The organism is Duganella sp. CF517, assembly GCF_900110275.1.
Taxonomy (GTDB): Bacteria; Pseudomonadota; Gammaproteobacteria; order Burkholderiales; family Burkholderiaceae_D; genus Rugamonas.
Genome location: NZ_FODC01000002.1, coordinates 1,034,683 through 1,055,087 on the forward strand (window position 1 = coordinate 1,034,683; position 20,405 = coordinate 1,055,087).

General features: G+C 68.9%; 17 protein-coding genes. 2 read left to right on the forward strand and 15 right to left on the reverse strand.

Annotation, left to right across the window (positions count from 1 at the left end; all coding sequences use genetic code 11):
* Positions 1-15: 15 nt before the first annotated feature.
* The 7 genes from hutI to BMX85_RS11685 form a co-directional block, all read right to left on the reverse strand.
* Positions 16-1,245 (reverse strand): imidazolonepropionase, encoded by a 1,230-nt coding sequence (hutI, locus tag BMX85_RS11655; protein ID WP_090317410.1) that lies wholly within the window; start codon positions 1,243-1,245, stop codon positions 16-18.
* 25 nt (positions 1,246-1,270) lie between these two features.
* Positions 1,271-1,846, reverse strand: a complete 576-nt coding sequence (locus tag BMX85_RS11660; RefSeq protein ID WP_090317412.1) for a HutD/Ves family protein — start codon at positions 1,844-1,846, stop codon at positions 1,271-1,273.
* Entirely contained in the window at positions 1,843-3,219 is a 1,377-nt protein-coding gene (locus BMX85_RS11665; protein WP_090317415.1) for a formimidoylglutamate deiminase, read from the reverse strand. Before BMX85_RS11665 ends, BMX85_RS11660 begins: the two co-directional genes overlap by 4 nt.
* Positions 3,216-4,004, reverse strand: a complete 789-nt coding sequence (gene hutG, locus BMX85_RS11670; RefSeq protein ID WP_090317418.1) for an N-formylglutamate deformylase — start codon at positions 4,002-4,004, stop codon at positions 3,216-3,218. The genes BMX85_RS11665 and hutG overlap by 4 nt, the downstream gene beginning before the upstream one ends.
* A gap of 11 nt (positions 4,005-4,015) precedes the next feature.
* Positions 4,016-5,563: a histidine ammonia-lyase gene (gene hutH / locus BMX85_RS11675; protein ID WP_090317421.1), complete on the reverse strand. Its 1,548-nt coding sequence runs from the start codon at positions 5,561-5,563 to the stop codon at positions 4,016-4,018.
* Positions 5,564-5,576: 13 nt separating this feature from the next.
* Positions 5,577-7,286 (reverse strand): urocanate hydratase, encoded by a 1,710-nt coding sequence (gene hutU, locus BMX85_RS11680; RefSeq protein ID WP_090317423.1) that lies wholly within the window; start codon positions 7,284-7,286, stop codon positions 5,577-5,579.
* Between the two features lie 81 nt (positions 7,287-7,367).
* Positions 7,368-9,005, reverse strand: a complete 1,638-nt coding sequence (locus BMX85_RS11685) for an amidohydrolase (RefSeq protein ID WP_229210399.1) — start codon at positions 9,003-9,005, stop codon at positions 7,368-7,370.
* A gap of 189 nt (positions 9,006-9,194) precedes the next feature.
* On the opposite strand from BMX85_RS11685, the gene msbA reads away from it, so the two are divergent.
* Positions 9,195-11,033: a lipid A export permease/ATP-binding protein MsbA gene (gene msbA, locus BMX85_RS11690; protein WP_090317428.1), complete on the forward strand. Its 1,839-nt coding sequence runs from the start codon at positions 9,195-9,197 to the stop codon at positions 11,031-11,033.
* Here the strand turns inward: msbA and BMX85_RS11695 are convergent.
* The 8 genes from BMX85_RS11695 to ada form a co-directional block, all read right to left on the reverse strand.
* Positions 11,030-12,934: a hybrid sensor histidine kinase/response regulator gene (locus tag BMX85_RS11695; RefSeq protein ID WP_090317748.1), complete on the reverse strand. Its 1,905-nt coding sequence runs from the start codon at positions 12,932-12,934 to the stop codon at positions 11,030-11,032. The genes msbA and BMX85_RS11695 overlap by 4 nt on opposite strands.
* Before the next feature lie 11 nt (positions 12,935-12,945).
* Positions 12,946-14,331: an ATP-binding protein gene (locus BMX85_RS11700; protein ID WP_090317431.1), complete on the reverse strand. Its 1,386-nt coding sequence runs from the start codon at positions 14,329-14,331 to the stop codon at positions 12,946-12,948.
* A complete protein-coding gene (locus tag BMX85_RS11705; protein ID WP_090317434.1) occupies positions 14,331-15,383 on the reverse strand; it encodes an ATP-binding SpoIIE family protein phosphatase in 1,053 nt (350 codons plus the stop codon). Before BMX85_RS11705 ends, BMX85_RS11700 begins: the two co-directional genes overlap by 1 nt.
* On the reverse strand, positions 15,371-15,838 hold the full coding sequence (locus BMX85_RS11710) for an anti-sigma regulatory factor (RefSeq protein WP_090317437.1): 468 nt from the start codon (positions 15,836-15,838) through the stop codon (positions 15,371-15,373). Before BMX85_RS11710 ends, BMX85_RS11705 begins: the two co-directional genes overlap by 13 nt.
* Positions 15,835-16,191, reverse strand: a complete 357-nt coding sequence (locus tag BMX85_RS11715; protein ID WP_090317440.1) for an STAS domain-containing protein — start codon at positions 16,189-16,191, stop codon at positions 15,835-15,837. Before BMX85_RS11715 ends, BMX85_RS11710 begins: the two co-directional genes overlap by 4 nt.
* A gap of 7 nt (positions 16,192-16,198) precedes the next feature.
* A complete protein-coding gene (locus BMX85_RS11720) occupies positions 16,199-17,059 on the reverse strand; it encodes an STAS domain-containing protein (protein WP_090317443.1) in 861 nt (286 codons plus the stop codon).
* A gap of 162 nt (positions 17,060-17,221) precedes the next feature.
* Positions 17,222-18,181, reverse strand: coding sequence for a 2OG-Fe(II) oxygenase (locus tag BMX85_RS11725; protein WP_177196709.1), 960 nt, complete (start codon positions 18,179-18,181; stop codon positions 17,222-17,224).
* Entirely contained in the window at positions 18,174-19,256 is a 1,083-nt protein-coding gene (ada, locus tag BMX85_RS11730) for a bifunctional DNA-binding transcriptional regulator/O6-methylguanine-DNA methyltransferase Ada (RefSeq protein WP_229210400.1), read from the reverse strand. The genes BMX85_RS11725 and ada overlap by 8 nt, the downstream gene beginning before the upstream one ends.
* Before the next feature lie 108 nt (positions 19,257-19,364).
* On the opposite strand from ada, the gene hutC reads away from it, so the two are divergent.
* A complete protein-coding gene (hutC, locus tag BMX85_RS11735; protein WP_373923527.1) occupies positions 19,365-20,171 on the forward strand; it encodes a histidine utilization transcriptional repressor HutC in 807 nt (268 codons plus the stop codon).
* The last annotated feature ends 234 nt before the right edge of the window (positions 20,172-20,405 follow it).

A 20,405-nucleotide genomic window follows, 5' to 3' on the forward strand; every position in this document is an offset into this window, starting at 1 on the left:
CCGCCCTGCGCACGCCTAGCCGTGTGGCGCACGCCATACGCCGGCGTTGACCACGCCCGCGCAGGGATTCATGCCGATGGCGTAGCACAGGTCGGCCGGCCGGGCGATGCGCCACAGCGCGAAGTCGGCCCGCTTGCCCACTTCCAGGGTGCCGATATCTCCCTGCCGGCCCAGCGCGCGCGCCGCGTGCGCGGTGCAGCCGGCCAGCGCCTCGAGTGGCGTCAATCGCCACAAGGTGCAGGCCATGTTCATCGCCAGCAGCAGGGATGTCATCGGCGAGGTGCCGGGATTGCAGTCGGTGGCGACGGCCATCGGCACGCCGGCCGCGCGCAAGGCGGCCACCGGCGGCGGCGTGGTATCGCGCAGGAAGTAGTAGGCGCCCGGCAGCAGCACCGCCACCGTGCCGGCGGCCGCCATCGCGGCGACGCCGTCGCCGCTCAAATGTTCGAGGTGGTCGGCCGACAGGCCACCGTAGCGCGCCACCAGCTGCGCGCCGCGCTGGTCGGACAGCTGTTCGGCGTGCAGCTTGACCGGCAAGCCGTGCGCCTGCGCGGCCTGGAACACGCGATCGGTCTGCTCGTGCGAAAAGCCGATCCGTTCGCAGAAGGCGTCGACCGCGTCGACCAGGCCCTCTTGCGCCAGCGGCGCGATCATGGCGCAAACTTCGTCAATGTAGGCGTCGGCGCGGCCGGCGAACTCCGGCGGCAGCGCGTGCGCGCCGAGGAAGGTGGTGGCGACAGCGACCGGGAATTTGCCCGACTCGTCGCGGCCGATACGGCGCGCCACGCGCAGCATCTTCGCTTCCGATTCCAGGGTCAACCCATAGCCGGATTTGATTTCTATCGTCGTCACGCCTTCGGCCAGCAGGCTGCGCACGCGCGGCAGGCTTTGCGCCAGCAATTCGTCCTCGGACGCGGCGCGGGTGGCGCGCACGGTGGACATGATGCCGCCGCCGGCGCGGGAGATATCCTCGTAGGTGGCGCCGTTCAGGCGCGCCTCGAATTCATCGCTGCGGTTGCCCGCGTGGACGATATGGGTATGGCAGTCGATCAGGCCGGGCGTCAGCCAGCAGCCCTCGCCGTCATGCGTGGCGGCGGCGCGCGCGTCGGACGGCAGCGCCGCCACAGGTCCCAGCCACGTGATGCGGCCATCCTTGACGGCGATGGCGGCATCGCGGATTTCGCCGTAGCCGCGGTCCATGGTGGCCAGGTGCACATTGGTAAACAACACATCCCACGCGGTCATGCCATGCCTTCGAATTATTCTGGTTCTAGTTGTTGACGATATCGACCACGAACACGGTCGCCTGCGCCGCCTCCAGGCTCCACACCTGTTCGGATTCGATCACCAGCATGTCGTAGCGCACCATGGCGATGCGTTCGCGCGCGCTGCTGACGGACAGGCTTTCGCCGTCGGCCAGGAACACCAGCGTGGTGCTGGCGCGCCGGTTCAGCTCCAGGGTGCCGCGCACGACGCACGCCTCGAGCCGGTGGCGGCAGCGGCCGCGCCGCGTCATCACATTGAAATCGGTGGTGTTGGCGCCGGTGACGGTGGCGTGTACCGCGTCCTCCCCGGCGAATTCGATCAGCGGTTCGCTGGGACTGAGCACCACGCGCTCGTCGCCGAAATCGAGCAGCACGCCGTCGCCGTCGACCAGCGCCAGGGTGCGGTCGATGCCGGGGAAAATAGAAAACGGCCCGTCCTGGCTGATGGTCGCCAGGCTGGCGCGCCAGTCGAAATCGTCGAAACCGGCGCCGGCAGGAGAGACCGCGATTTCGGTGGTGCTGCCGCCGCCGTTCTTCCACGGCGCGGGCATCAGGCTTGCATACTGGATCAGCTGGGTCATCGGAACTCCCTCAGTTCGGCCATCGTCTGCTTGAAGCGCGCAGCGATCGCCTGCTGCGCCACGTGCTGCTGGTTGCGTACTACCCACTGGCCGCCGACCATGACGTCCTTGACCAGATTGTCGTTGCCGCTGAAGACAAAACTGCCGAGCACCTCGTCCAGCGCCAAGCCATACAGATTCGGGTGATCGCCGTCGAGCACGATCACATCGGCGCGGCGACCCGGCGCCAAGGCGCCGACCGGCCGTCCCGCCGCCTGCGCGCCGCCGCGCAAGGCGCCCTGCCACAAAAAGTCGCCGACATTGCGCTGCGCGGCCGACACCGCGATATTGCGGCGCTGGTGCTGCAGGCGCTGGCCGTATTCCAGCCAGCGCAATTCCTCCACCGGGCTTTGCGAGATATGGCTGTCGCTGCCGATGCCGAAGCGCCCGCCCGCCGCCAGGAAATGCTCCAGCGGAAACAGGCCGTCGCCCAGGTTGGCCTCGGTGGTCGGGCACAGGCCGGCCACCGCGCCGCTATCGGCCATGCGGTCGACTTCGGCGCGCGTCAGGTGGGTGGCGTGCACCAGGCACCAGCGCTGGTCGACATCGACATGGTCGAGCAGCCATTCGACCGGACGCCGCCCGCTCCAGTCCAGCGACTGCCGCACCTCCGGCTGCTGCTCGGCGATGTGGATGTGCACCGGACGGTCCGGCGGCAAGGCCGCCAGCACGGCGTTGATCTGCCCCACCGACGCCGCGCGCAGCGAATGCGGCGCCACGCCGACCTCGGTTTGCGCGTCGCGCAACGGCTCCAGCGCCTCGATCACGCGCAGCACATCGGCGACGTCGGTCTTGAAACGCTGCTGTTCCGGTTTCAGCGCGCTTTCGCCAAAACCGGAATAACTATACAACACCGGCAGCACCGTCACGCCGATTCCGGCCAACCGTGCGGCGGCTATCACGCGCTCGGCCGTCTCGGCTGGGCGCGGGTACATGGCGCCGTCCGGCGCCCGTTGCACATAGTGGAATTCGCACAGCGAGGTGTAGCCGTGGCGCAGGCATTCGGAGAACAGCTGGGCCGCGATGGCCTCGATGTGCGCCGGCGTGATATTGCGGGCGAAGCGGTACATCAGGTCGCGCCAGGTCCAGAAACTGTCGTGCACACCGCCGGCCTTGTGCGGTCCGGCCTTTTCGGTGCGCCCGCCCAGCGCCCGCTGGAAGCTGTGCGAATGCAGGTTGATCATGCCCGGCAGCGCATACTCGACGGTTTCCGCGCCCTCCCCCGCGCCGCCTTCCCGCACCGTCGTGATGGCGCCCGCCGCATCCCACTCGATCAGCACGTCGGTGCGCCAGCCGTCGGGCAGCAGCGCGTTCCGGGCCAAGAGCCTGTTCATCGGCGCACCCAGTCGGCGGCGGCCCGCGTCATCTCGCGCAGCAGCCCCCTCACCTGGTCGGCGCGGTCGGCGCGGTAGCCGTACGGCGCTTCCTCGTCCATATAGGTGGATTGGCACATCTCCAGCTGGATCGCGTGCACGTTCGCCTCCGGCTTGCCGTAGAAGCGCGTGATATGCCCGCCCTTGAAGCGGCCGTTGACGGCCACGCTGTAGCGCCGCTGCGCCAGCGCGCGCGACACCACCGCCTCGCCCAGCCCCGGCGCGCAGCTGACGCCGTCGGCGGTGCCGAAGTTCAGGTCGGGCAGCTTGCCCTCGAAGAAGCGCGGCACGTGGGAGGCGATCGAATGGGCGTCCCACAGCGCCACCGCGCCGTGCAGCGCCAGCAAGCGGTCCAGCTCCGCGCGCAGGCGCTCGTGGTACGGCTTCCAGTATAGGCCCAGGCGGCGCTCGACCTCGGCCTGGTCCGGCACGCGGCCCTCCAGATACAGCGGCTCGCGGTGGAAGGTGTCGACCGGGCACAAACCGGTCGTGTCCTGCCCCGGATACAGGTTGGTGTTCTCCGGCGGCCGGTTCAAATCGATCACGTAGCGCGACCAGCGCGCCGACAAGGTCGACGCCCCCATCTCGCCGAGGAAGTCGTACAGGCGCGCCAGGTGCCAGTCGGTGTCCTGCTTGTCGACGGCGGCCGGCGTCATCGCCGCCGCCACGTCGTCGGGAATATCCGTGCCCACGTGCGGCATGGACACCAGCAAGGGAATGCTGCCTGCTTTGAACTGATAATCCATGGCGCCCCCGGTTATGGATGCAGCGATGCGAACAACTCCTTGCACGACGCGCTCAACTCGCCGCGCATGACCATGCCCTTGGCCGCTTCGATATCCGGCGCGAAGAAGCGGTCCTGTTCATAGACGGCCACCTTTTGGCGCAGCTGGGCGTGCACGTGCTCCAGATGCGGGGAAGTCGTCAGCGGACGATGGAAATCGATCCCCTGCGCCGCCGCCAGCAGCTCGATACCGATGATCACCGCCGTATTCTGCGCCATGTCGTCCAGACGGCGCGCCGCGTACGTCGCCATGCTGACGTGGTCCTCCTGGTTGGCCGAGGTCGGGATGGTGTCGACGCTGCCCGGATGGGCCAGCGACTTGTTTTCCGACGCCAGCGCGGCGGCGGTCACATGGGCGATCATGAAACCGGAATTCAAGCCCGGCTCGCGCACCAGGAACGGCGGCAGGCCGGACAACGTCGCGTCGATCAGCAGCGCGATGCGGCGCTCCGAGATGCTGCCGATTTCGGCGATGGCCAGCGCCAGCGTGTCGGCGGCGAAGGCCACCGGCTCGGCGTGGAAGTTACCGCCCGAGACCACCACCGACAGCTCGCCATCCTTGAACAGCAGCGGATTGTCGGTCACGGCGTTGGCCTCGATCAGCAAGGTGCGGGCGGCGTTGCCGATGATGTCCCAGCAGGCGCCCATGACTTGCGGCTGGCAGCGCAGGCAATACGGATCCTGCACGCGCTCGTCGCCGACCAGGTGCGAGGCGCGGATCGCGCTGTCGCTCACCAGTTGGCGGTAGATCGACGCGGCGGCGATCTGGCCGGGCTGGCCGCGCACCTCGTGCACGCGGGCGTCGAACGGCGAATCGCTGCCCTTGGCGGCGTCCAGCGACAAGGCGCCGGACACCATGCCCGCCTCCAGCAGGCGCTCGGCCATGAACAGGCCATGCAACGCCAGCGCGGCCGACACCTGGGTGCCGTTGATCAGCGCCAGGCCTTCTTTCGCGGCCAGCACCACCGGCGCGATGCCGGCGGCCTTGAGGGCGTCGGCGGCGGGCGTGATCTCGCCATTGAAGCGCACGTCGCCCACGCCCAGCATGGCCAAGGTCATGTGCGACAGAGGCGCCAGGTCGCCCGAGGCGCCGACCGAGCCCTTGGCCGGAATGGCGGGCATGATGCCGGCGTTGTACAGCGCGATCAGCGTCTCGACGATCAGCGGGCGCACGCCGGAGTAGCCGCGCGCCAGGCTGCCGATCTTCATCAGCATGATCAGGCGGCAGACGGCGTTCGGCAGCAGCTCGCCGGTGCCGACCGAATGCGACAGGATCAGGTTGCGCTGCAGTTGTTCCAGCTTGTCGTCCGGGATGCGGGTCTTGGCCAGCAGGCCGAACCCGGTGTTGATGCCATAGGCGGCGTCGCCCTTGGCGACGATGGCGCGCACGGCGGCGGCCGAGGCCTCGATCACCGGCCAGGCTTCGGCGGCCAGGGAGAGCGGAGCGGCGCTCGTCCATACGGCGCGCAATTCGGCCAGCGTCATCGCGCCGGGCTTCAAGGTCAATGCATTGGTGGTCATGTAGGTTCTCTAATTATTTGATCATCGGCAGATTGAGGCCGTTGCGCTTGGCGCAGGCGACCGCCGTCTCGTATCCCGCGTCGGCGTGGCGCATCACGCCGGTGCCGCTGTCGTTGACCAGCACCCGCGCCAGGCGGCGCGCCGCGGCCTCGGTGCCGTCGGCAACGATCACCACGCCGGAGTGCTGCGAATAGCCCATGCCGACGCCGCCGCCGTGGTGCAGCGACACCCAGGTCGCGCCGCCGGCGGTGTTCAACAAGGCGTTCAGCAGCGGCCAGTCGGAGACGGCGTCGGTGCCGTCCTTCATGCTCTCGGTCTCGCGGTTGGGGCTGGCGACCGAGCCGGTATCCAGATGGTCGCGGCCGATGACGACCGGCGCTTTCAGTTCGCCGCTGCGCACCATCTCGTTGAAGGCCAGGCCGGCGATATGGCGCTCGCCCAGTCCGAGCCAGCAGATGCGCGCCGGCAGGCCCTGGAAGGCGATGCGCTCGCGCGCCATGTCGAGCCAGCGGTGCACCTGCGCGTGGTGCGGGAACAGTTCCTTGATCTTGGCGTCGGTCTTGTAGATATCCTCCGGGTCGCCGGACAGCGCCACCCAGCGGAACGGACCACGCCCCTCGCAGAACTGCGGGCGGATATAGGCCGGCACGAAGCCGGGGAAGTCGAAGGCGTTTTGCACGCCATGGTCGAACGCCACCTGGCGGATATTGTTGCCGTAATCGACCACCCTGGCGCCCAGGGTCTGGAAGTCCAGCATCGCCCGCACGTGCACCGCGCAGGAGGCGGTGGCCGCTTCCTTCAGCGCCGCGTGGCGCGCCTCGTCGTGCTGCGCCGCCTTCCATTCATCGACGCTCCAGCCCTGCGGCAGGTAGCCGTTGATCAGGTCATGCGCGGAGGTCTGGTCGGTGACGATGTCGGGCACCAGGCCATCGGCGCCGGCCTTGGCGCGGCGCACCAGCTCCGGCAGCACGTCGGCGGCGTTGCCCAGCAGGCCGATCGAAATCGCGTCGCCGTTGGCCTTGTGCAGCTTGATCATCTCCAGCGCCTCGTCGATGCTGTGCGCCTGCTTGTCCAGGTAGCGGGTGCGCAGGCGGAAGTCGATGCTGCTTTGCTGGCACTCGACGGTCAGCGACACCGCGCCGGCCATGGTCGCGGCCAGCGGCTGCGCGCCGCCCATGCCGCCCAGGCCCGCCGTCAGCACCCAGCGGCCTTTGAGGTCGCCGCCAAAATGCTGGCGCCCCGCCTCGGCGAAGGTTTCGTAGGTGCCCTGCACGATGCCCTGGGTGCCGATGTAGATCCAGCTGCCGGCGGTCATCTGGCCGTACATGAACAGGCCTTTGCGGTCCAGTTCATTGAAGTGCTCCCAGTTGGCCCACTTCGGCACCAGGTTCGAATTGGCGATCAGCACGCGCGGCGCGTCCTCGTGGGTCTGGAACACGCCGACCGGCTTGCCGGACTGGATCAACAAGGTTTGATTGTCTTCCAGCTCGCGCAGCGAGGCCAGGATCTGGTCGTAGCACGCCCAGTTGCGGGCGGCGCGGCCGATGCCGCCGTAGACCACCAGATGCCTGGGATTTTCCGCCACTTCCTTGTCCAGATTGTTCTGGATCATGCGGTAGGCCGCCTCGGCGCCCCAGTTCTTGCAAGTCAGTTCCGGACCACGGGGCGCGCGGATCTCGCGGCTGGCGTCGTAGCGTGGATCGCTGTCTAAATGGCTGGTCATGGGGCCTCCTCCTGTGGATGATAGCCACAAGGATAAGTTGTATAGACAACCAAGTCAAGCCACTATTTCCGCGCCTGACCGTTACCTTTTGTACACGCGCTTACCGCCCATCCAGGTCTGCAGCACCACCGTCTTGCCGATCTGCTCGGGCGCGACCTTGAAGATATCGCGGTCGACCAGGATGAAATCGGCCCACTTGCCCGGCTCCAGCGAGCCGATGACGTTCTCCTGGCTGGCCGCGTAGGCCGCGTCCAGCGTGAAGCAGCGGAACGCCTCGGTCATCGTCATCGCCTGGTTCTTGTACCAGCCGCCGGCCGGCACGCCGGCGTTGTTCTGGCGCGTGACGGCGGCGTGCAAGCCCTCGAACGGGTTGGGCGACTCCACCGGGAAGTCCGATCCGCAGGCGATCCGCGAACCCTGGTCCAAAAAGGTGCGCCAGGCGTAGGCGCCCTTGATGCGCTCCGGGCCGACGCGGTGCTCGGCCATGTTCTGGTCCGACGTCGCGTGCGTCGGCTGCATCGACGGGATGATGCCCAGCGCCTTGAAGCGCGGGATGTCTTCCGGCGCCACCACCTGCGCGTGCTCGATCCGGTGGCGCAGCTGCACGTTCTTATATTGGGGGATCAGCTGCGCGTAGGCGTCGAGGATCTGGCGGTTGCCGGCGTCGCCGATGGCGTGGATATTGACCTGGTAGCCGGCCTTCATCGCCTTGTTCATCTTGACCAGCATCTCGGCGTTCGGGTAGAACAGCAAGCCCTTGGTCGACGGCATGTCGCTGTAGGGCGAGAGCAACGCCGCGCCACGGCTGCCCAGCGCGCCGTCCGAATACAGCTTGACCGCCGCCAGCGCGTAGACGTCGTTGGCGTAGGATTTGAGCGGCCCTTCCCTGGCCAGCTCGTCGAAGTCGCCGGCGGTGTCGCCGATCATCGCATACACCCGCGTGGTCAGCTTGCCGTGGTCGGCGTAGTCGCGGTACAGATCGTCCTGCGCCACCTTGATGCCGGCGTCGTGCACGCTGGTCAGGCCCACCTTGGCCAGCGCCGCCAGCGCGTTGTCGAGCGTGCCGCGCGCCTGCGCGGGCGTCGGCAGCGGCACCACCTTGTTGACCAGCTCCATGGCGCTGTCGACCAGCACCCCGGTCGGCTTGCCTGTGGCGTCGCGCTCGATCTTGCCGCCGGCCGGATCGGGCGTATCCTTGCCGATGCCGGCCATTTCCAGCGCCTTGGTGTTGACCCAGCTGGCGTGGGCGTCGACCCGGTGCAGCAGCACGGGCCGGTCGTTGACCACGGCGTCGAGTTCGGCGGCGGTCGGGAAGCGGCCCAGCTTCCACACTTCCTGGTTCCAGCCGTAGCCGACGATCCAGGCGTTCTTCGGATGGGTCCGGCTAAATTCGGCCACCGCGCGCACCGCGCCGCCCAGGCTGGTCGCGCCGAACAGGTCGACGCCGGAGGCGATCTCGCCCAGCTCGAACACGTGGCCGTGGGCGTCGATCAGCCCCGGCAGCAGGGTCTTGCCCTGGGCGTCGATGTGCTGCGCGTCCGGCAGCCTGGCCGCCGTGTCCTTTTCACTGCCCACCGCGATCACCCGTCCCAGATCGTCGAACCCCAGCGACGTGAAGCGCTGCAAGGCGCCCGCCGCCGTCAGCGTGTAGCCGTTGGCGTGGTCGATGATGGTGTCGGCGTGGGCCGGCGCCAGGAAGGTGGACAGGGCAAAAGCCATTGCCGCTGCCAGCGGGGAAGGTTGCAAAGGGGCGGTGCGCATCAAATCTCTCCATTCGGAAGCAAGATCAGAGTGTAACCAAGTTTGCGCCCGGGTCAACCGAACTCGCCACGGGTGTCGGGGTTTTACACGCTGGCGCCCGGGCCGGAGGGGTACAATGGCGGATTCGCCGCTCTCAGAACGCCACACGTGTCCAGCCGCCTACTCTATATCCGCCTGCTCAACCAGTTCCGTCCCTACGCCGGGATCGTCGCCGTCACGCTGTTCGCGGTCGGCGTCGCGGCGGCCACCGACGTGCTGCTGATTAACCAGCTGAAGAACGTGATCGACGCGCTGGCGCCGGCCCACAACGCCGGCGGCGCCCCCGCCACCGGCATCCTGGCCTGGGTACGCGAAGTGCTCGCCCCCCTGCTGCCGAGCGACCCGGCGCGCGTGGCGCTGTGGACCATCCCGGCCGTGATCCTCGGCCTGGCGGTGATGCGCATGGTCTCGAGCTTCGTCGGCGAATACGGCGCCGCCTGGCTCAGCAGCCGGGTGCAGGCCAACCTGCGCGAGCAGATGTTCGCCCGCATCATGCGCCTGCCGAACGGCTACTTCGACCAGTCCTCGACCGGGACCACGCTCTCGCGCGTGGCGTTCGACGCGGCCCAGGTGTCGCAGGCCGTGCTCAACGTCGTCAACGTCGCCGTGCGCGACTCGGTGGCCACCATCGGTTACCTGATCACCCTGTTCGTCGTCGACTGGCAGCTGGCGGTGTTCTGCCTCGGCCTGCTGCCGCTGGTGGCGGCCATCGTCACCTTCACCGGCCGGCGCATGCGCCACCTGAGCAAAAGCGCGCAGGCGGCCATGGGCGAGCTGACCAATGTGCTCGACGAGAGCATCAGCGGCCAGCGCGTGGTCAAGATCTTCGGCGGCCAGACCTACGAGCAGACCCGCTTCGACAGCGTGGTCAAGACCAACCGCCAGCTGGCCGTCAAGCACGCGGCGACGTCGGCGCTCAACTCCGGCATCATCATGCTGCTGATCGGCATCACGCTGTCGTCGGTGATCTATTTCGCGCTGATCCGCAGCCAGGCCGGCGCGCTGTCGCCGGGCGACTTCGTCGCCTTCATGTCGGCGCTGATGGCGATGCAGTCGCCGATCAAGAACCTGACCAAGATTAACGAACCGATGCAGCGCGGCCTGGCCGCCGCCGAATCGGTGTTCGGCCTGATCGACACCGACACCGAGGCCGACACCGGCACCAGGACGCTGGAGCGCGCCGCGGGCCGCCTGCAACTCGACGATGTCAGCTTCCACTACCGCGGCGCCGACGGCCGGCCGCTGGCGCCGGACGCGCACCCCGCGCTGGACCACGTCTCGCTCGACATCGCCGCCGGCGAAACGGTGGCGCTGGTGGGCAGCTCCGGCAGCGGCAAGACCACCCTGGCCGGCCTGCTGCCGCGCTTTTACGACGTCGGCGCCGGCGCCATCAAGCTCGATGGCGTCGACCTGCGCGAGTACACGCTGGCGTCGCTGCGCAGCCAGATCGCGCTGGTCAGCCAGGATGTGGTGCTGTTCAACGATACCCTGGCGGCCAACATCGCCTACGGCGACCCGGCGCCGTCGATGGCGCGCATCGAGGCGGCCGCGCGCGCCGCGCACGCGCACGAATTCATCGAGCGCCAGCCGGGCGGCTATCTGGCGCCGGTCGGTGAAAACGGCTTGCGCCTGTCCGGCGGCCAGCGCCAGCGCCTGGCGATCGCCCGCGCCCTGTACAAGAACGCGCCGATCCTGATCCTCGACGAGGCCACCAGCGCGCTCGACACCGAATCGGAGCGGCTGGTGCAGTCGGCGCTGGAAGTGTTGATGAAGGGCCGCACCACGGTGGTCATCGCGCACCGCCTGTCGACCATCGAGAACGCCGACCGCATCGTGGTGCTCGACGGCGGCCGCATCGCCGAAGCGGGCAGCCACGCCGCGCTGCTGGCGCAAAACGGCATCTACGCGCGCTTATACCAGACGCAAAAGAGCGTGCAAACGGCTTAAAGCAGGCGCAAGGTCTGCTGCAGCTCGTCGAGCGCGGCCGGTTTGACCAGGTGGAAATCGAAGCCGGCGGCGGCGGTCTTCTCGCGGTCCTCGGCCGAGCCGAAGCCGGTGTGGGCGATCAGCCGGATGCGCGACAGCGCCGAATCGGCGCGCAGCATGCGCGCCAGCGCGTAGCCGTCGATGTTGGGCATGCCGATGTCGAGGATCATCGCGTGCGGCGCGAATTCGCGCGCGCTCGCCAGCGCGGCCGCCGCGTCGTGCGCCAGCCGCACCTCGTAACCCAGCAACTGCAGCAGGTCGCTCAGCACCTCGCCCGAGTCGACGTTGTCGTCGACCACCAGCAGCCGGTTCAAGCCTTTGGCCGACGCCGGCGCCGGCGCACCGGCGCCCGCCACCGGGGCCGCCGCCGCGCCGGGCGCGGCCAGCAGCGGCAGTTCGATGACGAAGCTGCTGCCCTGGTCCGGGCCGGCGCTCTCGGCGTACACCGTGCCGCCATGCATCTGCACCATCTTCGACACCAGCGACAGGCCGATGCCCAGGCCGTCGTGCGCGCGGTCGTGCGCCGACGCGCCCTGCGCGAACATGTCGAAGATGCGCGGCAGGTTCTCGGTCGAGATGCCGATGCCGTTGTCGCGCACGGCGATGCGCACGCGGTCCGGCGCCGGCAACGTCACCTCCAGCCGGATCTCGCCGCCGACGACGGTGAACTTGGCGGCGTTGTGCAGCAGGTTGCCGACCGCCTGCGCCAGCCGAACGGGATCGCCGTGCAGGCGGATCGGCTGCGGCGGCACGGCGACGGTCAAGGTGTGGCCGCGCGATTCCATCAACGGCCGCGCCGTCTCCAGCGCCGGCTCCAGCACCGACTGCAGCTCCAGGTCCTCCAGCTTCAACGCCAGCTTGCCCTCGGAGATGCGGGCCACGTCGAGCAGGTCGTCCACCAGCCGCGCCAGATGGCCGACCTGGCGCATGATCACCTGGCGCGCCTTGCGGTGCACCTCGACCTGGCTGGCGTCGGCCACGCCCATCAGCGCGACCGCGTTGCGGATCGGGCTCAATGGGTTGCGCAGCTCGTGCGCCAGGGTCGCCAGGAAGTCGTTCTTGTTGTCGTCGGCCGCGCGCAGCAGGCCTTCCATGGTCTTGCGCTGCGTGATGTCGCTGCTGATGCGGGCGATGCGGTACGGCGTGTGGGCGGCGTCGCGCACCTGGAAGGCGCGGTCGCGCACCCAGCGCAGGGTGCCGTCGGCCAGCAGCAGGCGGTACTCCTCGTCGTAATGCTCGCCGTGCTGCGCCGCTTCCCAGCGGGCGGCGACGGCGACGCGGTCGTCGGCGTGGATGGCGCCGAGCCAGTCGCCGGTGTTTTGCTGCAGCTGCGCCGCCGCCCGGCCCCAGAAGGAATCGTAGGCGTTGTTCACGTACAGCACGGCGCCGCTTTGCAGGTCGAACATCCAGAACACGTCCTCGATGTTCTCGGTCAGCTGGCGGAAGCGCTCCTCGCTGTTGCGCAGCTCCGTCTGGGTGCGCTGCAGGCGCAGCAGCGCGTTGACGTTGGCCACCAGTTCGTCGGCCTCGATCGGCGCGGCCAGGTAGTTGTCGGCGCCGCCCTCCAGGCCGCGGATCTTGTCGTCGCGCCCCGTCAGCGCGGCCGACGTTTGCAGCACCAGCACGCCGGCGGTCAGCGGATCGTCCTTGATCCGGCGGCACACCTCGATGCCGTTGATGTCGGGCAGTTTGACGTCCAGCAGCACCAGCGCCGGCAGCATCTGGCGCGCCAGCGCCAGCCCGTCGGTGCCGTTGGCCGCCTCCACCACCCGGAAGCCGGCGCCGTGCAGGATGCGCGTCTTGACGTAGCGCGCGCCGTCGTTGTCGTCGACATTCAGGATCAATATGCTGTCATTGCTCATGGATTTGTCTTTCATGGGGCACCGTCGATCGCGCCCTCGGGCCGGCGCGGCAGGTGCAGCGAAAAGGTCGAACCGGCGCCGATCACGCTGGCCACGTCCACCGAACCGCCCAGCAGCTGCGCCAGCTGGCGGCACAGCGGCAGGCCCAGGCCGGTGCCCTTGGCGCCGGCCTGCAGCGGATGGGCGATCTGGCTGAATTCCTCGAAAATCAGTTGCAGGTTGTCGGCCTCGATGCCGATGCCGGTGTCGGTGACGGTGAAGGTGACCTGGTCGGCGCCGTCGTCGTGCAGCGCCACCGTCACCTGGCCGGCCTGGGTGAACTTGAGCGCGTTGGAGATGAAGTTGCGCAGGATCTGCGCCACCTTGGGCTCGTCCGACAGCAACCGGCGCGGCGCCGCCGGCGCCACGAACACCAGTTCGACGTCGGGGTTGCGCGTGAGCGGGCGCAGCATGCCCTTGAGGGTGCTGAACAGGTTTTCGATGTCGACCGGCGCGATCGTCAGTTCGACCTTGCCGGCCTCGATCTTGGCCAGGTCCAGCAGGTCGTTGACCAGCTCCGACAGGTCGAAGGCGGCGCTGGCGATGAAGCCGACCTGGCGCTCCTGCTCGGGCGTGAGGTCGCCGTCCATGCGGTCGAGCAGCAGCTTGGCCAGCGCCCGGATCGAGCTCAGTGGCGTGCGCAGTTCATGGCTGGTGTTGGACAGGAAGCGCGACTTCATCTCGTCGGCCTTGCGCAGGCGCTCGGCCTTTTCCTCGATCTCGGCGTACAGCGCCACCACGCCGCGGTTGGTGTCCTCCAGTTCGCGCGTGAGCGCCAGCAGGTCGTCCTGGCGCTCGCGCAGCTCGGCCAGCGCGGCGCCCAGTTCGCGGTTTTGCTGTTGCATCTCCGAGTAGGTGTTCTGCACCGGGCTGGCCGCCAGCTCGGCGCCGACGCGCGCCAGGCCGGCGCCATCGATGCGGTGGCCGGCCGGCAGGTCCTTGCGCATGACCACCGTCAGGCCGCCGCCGGCCGCGTGTTCGACCTCGCAGTCGTCCATCAGCCGGCGGGCGGTGAGGATGGCGTTGTCGAACTGCGCCGCTGCCGATTCCATCTCGACGCCGCCCGCCGGCGCCGGCGCGGCGGCGGCGCCGGACACCGAACCCGTGGGCCGGTTCTCGGCGCGGATCGACACCGTCAATTGCGCCACCGCGCCGCGCTGGTCGAGCGCGAACTGCCCGCGCCCGCCCGACAGCCGGCCGTAGGCGCAGCGCGCCACCTCCGACACCGCCGTCGCCACCCGCACCTGGTCCTGCACGCTGAAGCCGAGCAGGCCGGAGATCTGGCGCGCGCGCTGGCGCACCAGCACCACGTCAGGCTCGCTGTCGATGCCGACTTGCAGGATGCGGGTAAGCGACATCAACGTTCTCCCGGACAGCGTTGTACCAGCACGCAGGCGTCGTCGCGCGCGCGCGCATGGTCGCGCAGCAGCACCGCCGCCACGATCGCCGGATCGCACGCGGCCAGGCCCGGATACTGCGCCAGGTCCCACTGCGTGGCGATGCCGTCGCTGGCCAGGATCACCAGCGCGCCCGGCGGGCATGGCAGCACGAACTCCTGCACCTTGCGGATGTTATGGCCGACGATGCCGTTGTGCGACATCATCTGGCGGCGCACGTCGCCGTCGCTATCGATAATGCAGGCGCCGATGTTGCCGACGCCGGCGAACGACAGCTGGCGCGCCTCGAGGTCCAGCAGCGCGATCGCCTGCGCGGCGCCGCGCGTGGCCCGCAGCGCCGCGTGGCACACCTCGATCTGTTGCGCCGGACGCATGCCCGGCTGCAGCGCCATGGTGTCGACGGCGGCGCGGCCGGCCTTGGCCGCCTCCGGTCCGTGTCCCAGGCCGTCGACCACCATCAGCGCGATGGCGTGCCGCTGGCGCGCCACCAGCCAGGCGTCGCCGCTCTCGGTCTCGCCGGCCAGCGGCAGGCACACCGCCCCGGACAGGGACGGCGCCGGCGCCGCCGACGGCAGCGGCGCGCCGGCGCCGGCGCGCGGCCACAGGCGCATGCAAAACACCGCGCCCTTGCCCGGCACGGCGTAGACGTCGAATTCGTCGGCCAAGCGGCGCATCGCCCCCAGGCCGGTGCCGGCGGTGCCGGCGCTGGAGACGCCGTCGCGCAGCGCCTGCCCCAGGTTGGCGATGCCGGGCCCTTTGTCGAGCGCCAGCACCTCGACGCCGGCGCTGCCGCCGCTGAACACCGGCGCCAGCGCGATGCGCCCCTCGCCGGCGTGCTTCAACACGTTGGTGGCGGCCTCGCTGATGACGATGGCCACCTGGCCGCTGCGCACATCGTCGAAGCCGGCGTCCTGCGCCATGCGCTGGCCGCAACGGCGGGCGCTGGCGATATCACTCGGGTGCACAATCGAAAACCACTGCTGACCGTCGAACGAACTGGCTATTTTTTCCATTTGACGACCGCGACCGCGGTGCCCTCTCCACTGCGTGAATCGATGTCGAACTCGTCAACAAGTCTTTTGGCGCCGCCCAGGCCGAGGCCCAGGCCGCCGCCGCTGGTGAAACCGTCGCGCAGCGCCTGCGCGATGTCGGCGATGCCGGGACCGTCGTCGGCGAACACCAGCCGCAGGCCGTGGCGCACGCCGTCGGTCAATTCCTGCGCGACGACCATGCCGCCGCCGCCATATTTAATGGTGTTGCGCGCCAGCTCGCTGGCGGCCGTGACCAGCTTGGTCTGCTCGACCAGGCTCAGCTTGAGCGCCAGCGCGTGCTCGCGCACCACGCGGCGCACGGCCACGACGTGCTCGTCGGTGCGCAACGGCAAGGTCTGGCTGGCGCGCACCGTGCGGTCCGCTTCCAGCAACGGCGAGGCGAAGCGGACCGGGTCCGCTGACGACGCACCGTTCATTGATAACTCTTGCCAAGCAGTGCCATGCCTTTTTCGACATTGAGCGCGGTTTTCACGCCCGGCAGGGTCAAGCCCAGCTCGACCAGCGTGATGGCGACGGCCGGCTGCATGCCCACCAGCACGGTCTGGGCGTCGAGCACGCGCGCCATGGCGGCCGTGTTGCTGATCATGCGGCCGATGAACGAGTCGACCAGGTCGAGCGCCGAGATATCGATCAGCACGCCCTTGGCCTGGTCCTTGACGATGCGCTCGGTCAAGTCGTCCTGCAAGGTCATCGCCAGGCGGTCATGCATGTCGACCTGGATCGTCACCAGCAGCAGGTCGCCGATACGCAGAATAGGTATGCGTTCCATCGGCGCCTCAGGCTTTGCGGGAAATGGTCGAGCCGACCCGCGCCAGCGCCACGATGAAGGCGTCGGCCAGGGTCGCCTTGGTGACCACGTCGTCCAGGTTCACGCCCAGGTGGACGATGGTTTGGGCGATCTGCGGGCGGATGCCGCTGATGATGCAGTCGGCGCCCATCAGGCGGGCGGCGGCGATGGTTTTCATCAAGTGCTGGGCCACCAGCGTGTCGACGGTGGGCACGCCGGTGATGTCGATGATGGCGATGGCGGCGCCGGTTTCGACGATCTTCTCGAGCAGGCTCTCCATCACCACCTGGGTGCGGGCGCTGTCGAGGGTGCCGATCAGCGGCAGCGCCAGGATGTCGGTCCACAGCTTGACGACCGGCGTCGACAGCTCCAGCAGCTCTTGCTGCTGGCGCACGATGATCTGGTCGCGGCTCTTCTGGAACACTTCGATGGTGAACAGGCCCAGCTTGTCGAGCAGCGTGCTGACGTTCCACAGCGCCTCGGCCAGCAGTTCCGGCTCGGCCGCCAGCGACTGGCGCAGGCTGCCGAACAACGACTGCTTGAGCGAGAATACGAAGGTGGCCGTCTCGCTCGGCGTCGAGCCCTGCTTGGCGCGCTGGCCGGAGATCTCGGTCAGCTGGTCGCGCACCTCGTCCCAGGCGCGGCCTTCGATGCTGTCGAAACCGCCATTCAGCGACGCTTCCGGCAACAGCGCCAGCAATTGGCGGCAGTGGCGGCGCAATTGTTCCTGCGACGCGCTGTCGCTGCGGAAGGCCATGCTTTCCAGATTGGCGATCCAATCGGCGCCGATCTCGGCCTGGTGCTGTTGAATCAGGGCGCTGATACGGCGCGCGTTATCGTTGGTGGTCATCAAATCCCCGGAATGTTGTCGTGCAAATTAAATAGTAGCAACTAATAGTACCAAAGCATTGCGGCATTTCGATGTTCAATTAACCACGCGTGCGCCGCCGCGCATGCAGCATAACAGGCGGCAAGCCGGCGTGGCGGGGAAACCGAGGGAATATTCGAAAATTCAGAGGGCGTCGTGGAAGATGACGCCCAGGGTATGGCGCAGCGGCCCGGCGTCGGGGCCGGCGGCGCCGGCCACGGCGCGCACCCGGCTCACGCCATGCCGCATGGCAACACGGTAGACGCCGCGGGCGCCCTGCGCCGGCCGGTGGTTGACGGGGAAAATCACCATGTCGCCGCGCCGCAGCGGCACCACCTCCACCCGCGACTGCATGCGCGGACGCTGCTCGGTCAGCACGAACTCGCCGCCGCCGAAGTCGGTTCCCGGTTCGCTGAGCAAAATGGCCGCCTGCAGCGGGAACACGTGCTCGCCGTACAAGTCCTGGTGCAGGCAGTTGTAGTCGCCCGCGCCGTATTGCAGCAGCAGCGGCGTCGGGCGGTGCTGGCCGGCGGCGTGGCAGCGCGCCAGGAAATCGGCGTGCTCGGCCGGAAAACGGCTGTCGATGCCGAGCGCCGCGTGCCAGCGGTTGGCGATGGCCGCCAGCGGCCCGTACAGCGCCTGCCGCAACGCCGAGACCATCGACGGCAGCGGATAGCGGAAGTACTGGTACTCGCCGCTGCCGAAGCCGTGCCGCGCCATCACCACGCGGCTGCGGAACAGCCGCGGCTGCGCGTACTGCGCGGCCATGGCGGCGCTTTCGTCGGCGCTCAGCATGCCGGGGACGATGGCGTAGCCGTGCGCGGTCAGCTCGTCGGCGATGGCTTGCCAGTCCAGCCCCGCCACGTGCACGGCGATGCCGGCGGCCGCCCCCACCGCCCGGCGCGCGTTGGCCAGCGCCAGCGCGCCGGCCGCCGGGTCGGCGACGGCGGCGGCATCGGCGCCGGCCGGGGCCGCGATTTCGGCCGTGCCGGCGGCCAGCGCCGTGGCCGGTTTGCCCGGCGCCACGCTCACCGGCGGCGTCTTGCGCGGCTGGCGCGCCGGCGCGCCGGCGCCGAAATCGAACTCGCCATTATTACTACTCATTGCCCGGCCGCTCCCTGTCCAATAGCGCCGCCTTGCGGTCCACGCCCCAGCGGTAGCCGGAAATCGAACCGTCGTTGCGCACCACCCGGTGGCAGGGAATCGCCACCGCCAGCGCGTTGGCGGCGCAGGCGCCGGCCACGGCCCGGGCGCCGTTGGGCGAGCCGACCAGCTCGGCCAGCTCGGCGTAGCTGACGGTGCGCCCGGCCGGTATCTCGCGCAACACCTGCCATACCCGCTGCTGGAACGCCGTTCCGCGCACGTCCAGCGGCAGATCGAGGCCGATTTCCGGCCGCTCGACCATGCCCACCACGCGCGAGACCACCTGTTCGTATTCGGCCTCGGCGCCGATCAGCTCCGCTTTCGGAAAGCGGTCCTGCAGGTCGCGCACCAGGAAGTCCGGATCGTCGTCGATCAGGATCGCGCAGATGCCGCGCGCCGTGCTGGCCACCAGGATCGCGCCCAGCGAGCAGGCGGCGATGGCGAAGCGGATCACGGTGCCGGCGCCGCCGGCGCGAAACGCGGTCGGCGTCATGCCCAGCACCGCCGGCGAACTGGCGTAGAAACGGCCGCTGGAATTGAAGCCGGCGTCGTAGATCGCCTCGGTCACCGTGGCTTGCCGCGCCAGTCCGTCCTGCACCCGCCGCGCGCGCCGCGCCTGGGCGTAGGCTTTGGGGGTGATGCCGGTGACGGCCTTGAACAGCCGGTGGAAATGGAAGCGGCTGACGCCGACGGCGGCGGCCAGGCGGTCCAGGTCGGGCGCCTCGTCGGCGGCGTCGATCAGGCGGCAGGCCTCGGCCACCAGCGCGGCGCGGCGCTCGGCCAGCGGCGGCTGCTCGGGCTTGCAGCGCAGGCAGGGCCGGAACCCGGCTTGCAGCGCCGCCTCGCGGCTGTCGTGGAACGCCACGTTCTTGCGCAGGGCCGGCCGCGCCGCGCACGACGGCCGGCAGTACACGCCGGTGCTGCGCACCGAATACCAGAACACGCCATCGGCGCCGGCGTCGCGCCCCTGCACGGCCGCCCAGCGCGACTGCTCGTCGGCGTAGGGCACGCTTGGTTTATCGATTACCTTGTCCATCGCGGACTCCATCGTTGAATTGGAATGGTGCCATGCTAGCGGGCGGCGGATGGCGGCGCACCTCAACTCTTGCTTTTGAATCCTTGCTTTTGAATTGTACCCGCGCCGATGCTAAAATGCCCCGCTCCGCCGCCTGCGGAGGCGCGCCAGGAGAACCCGTTGGACGATCAAAGCGATCAGCATCAGCAAGCAGCCCCCTCGCCGGCCATCCCGGACGGCATCCCTATTTTCCAGCGCATCAAAGACCATTTGCTGGCGCAGATCGCCGCCGGCGTCTGGAAGGAAGGCGACGTGATCCCGTCCGAACAGGCGCTGGTCAAGCAATTCGGCGTCTCCCGCATGACCGTCAACCGCGCCGTGCGCGAACTCACGGCCGAACAGGTGCTCACGCGCCGCCAGGGCTCCGGCACCTACGTCGCCCAGCAAAAATACCAGGCCACGTTGCTGGAGATCAAATCGATCGCCGACGAGGTGCGCGCGCGCGGCCACGTCCACCGCAGCAGCCTGCAACAGCTCGAGCGCGCCAAGGCCAGCGACCTGATGGCCAAGCAGTTCGACCTGCCGGCCGGCCACCCGCTGTTCCATTCGGTGATCATCCATTTCGAGAACGGCGTGCCGATCCAGGTCGAGGACCGCTGGGTCAACCCGCTGTGCGCGCCCGACTACATGGAACAGGACTTCGCCAGCACCACCCCCAACGAATACCTGATGAAAGCGGCGCCGCTGCAGGGCGCCACCTACAGCATCGAGGCGCTGGCCACGCCGCGCGACATCGCCGACATGCTGGCCATCGACACCCGGCAGGCCTGCCTGGTGCTGCGGCGCCAGACGCTGTCGGGCGGACGCATCGCCAGCATCGCCACCATGTGGCACCCCGGCCACCGCTACCAGTTCGCCGGCAGCTTCGCCCACTAGCCGCCGCAAACGCCCGGCCCCGGCGCGTGACTCGCAGCCGGCAAGTCGCGGTGCGCGCCGCATTCTCACCGAATGTCACGCGGGGATGTCCGCAACGGCCGTTTTCAGGCGCGAAATGTGTCTTTTTCGGGGCGCGGCGGCCCCGCCGCGGCGCCATTCCCTTCTTTTCTTGTCGATGAGATCACAGCGGTTAAAACTGCTATAGTTGGCTGCCCCCAAGGCCACCCACTGTCA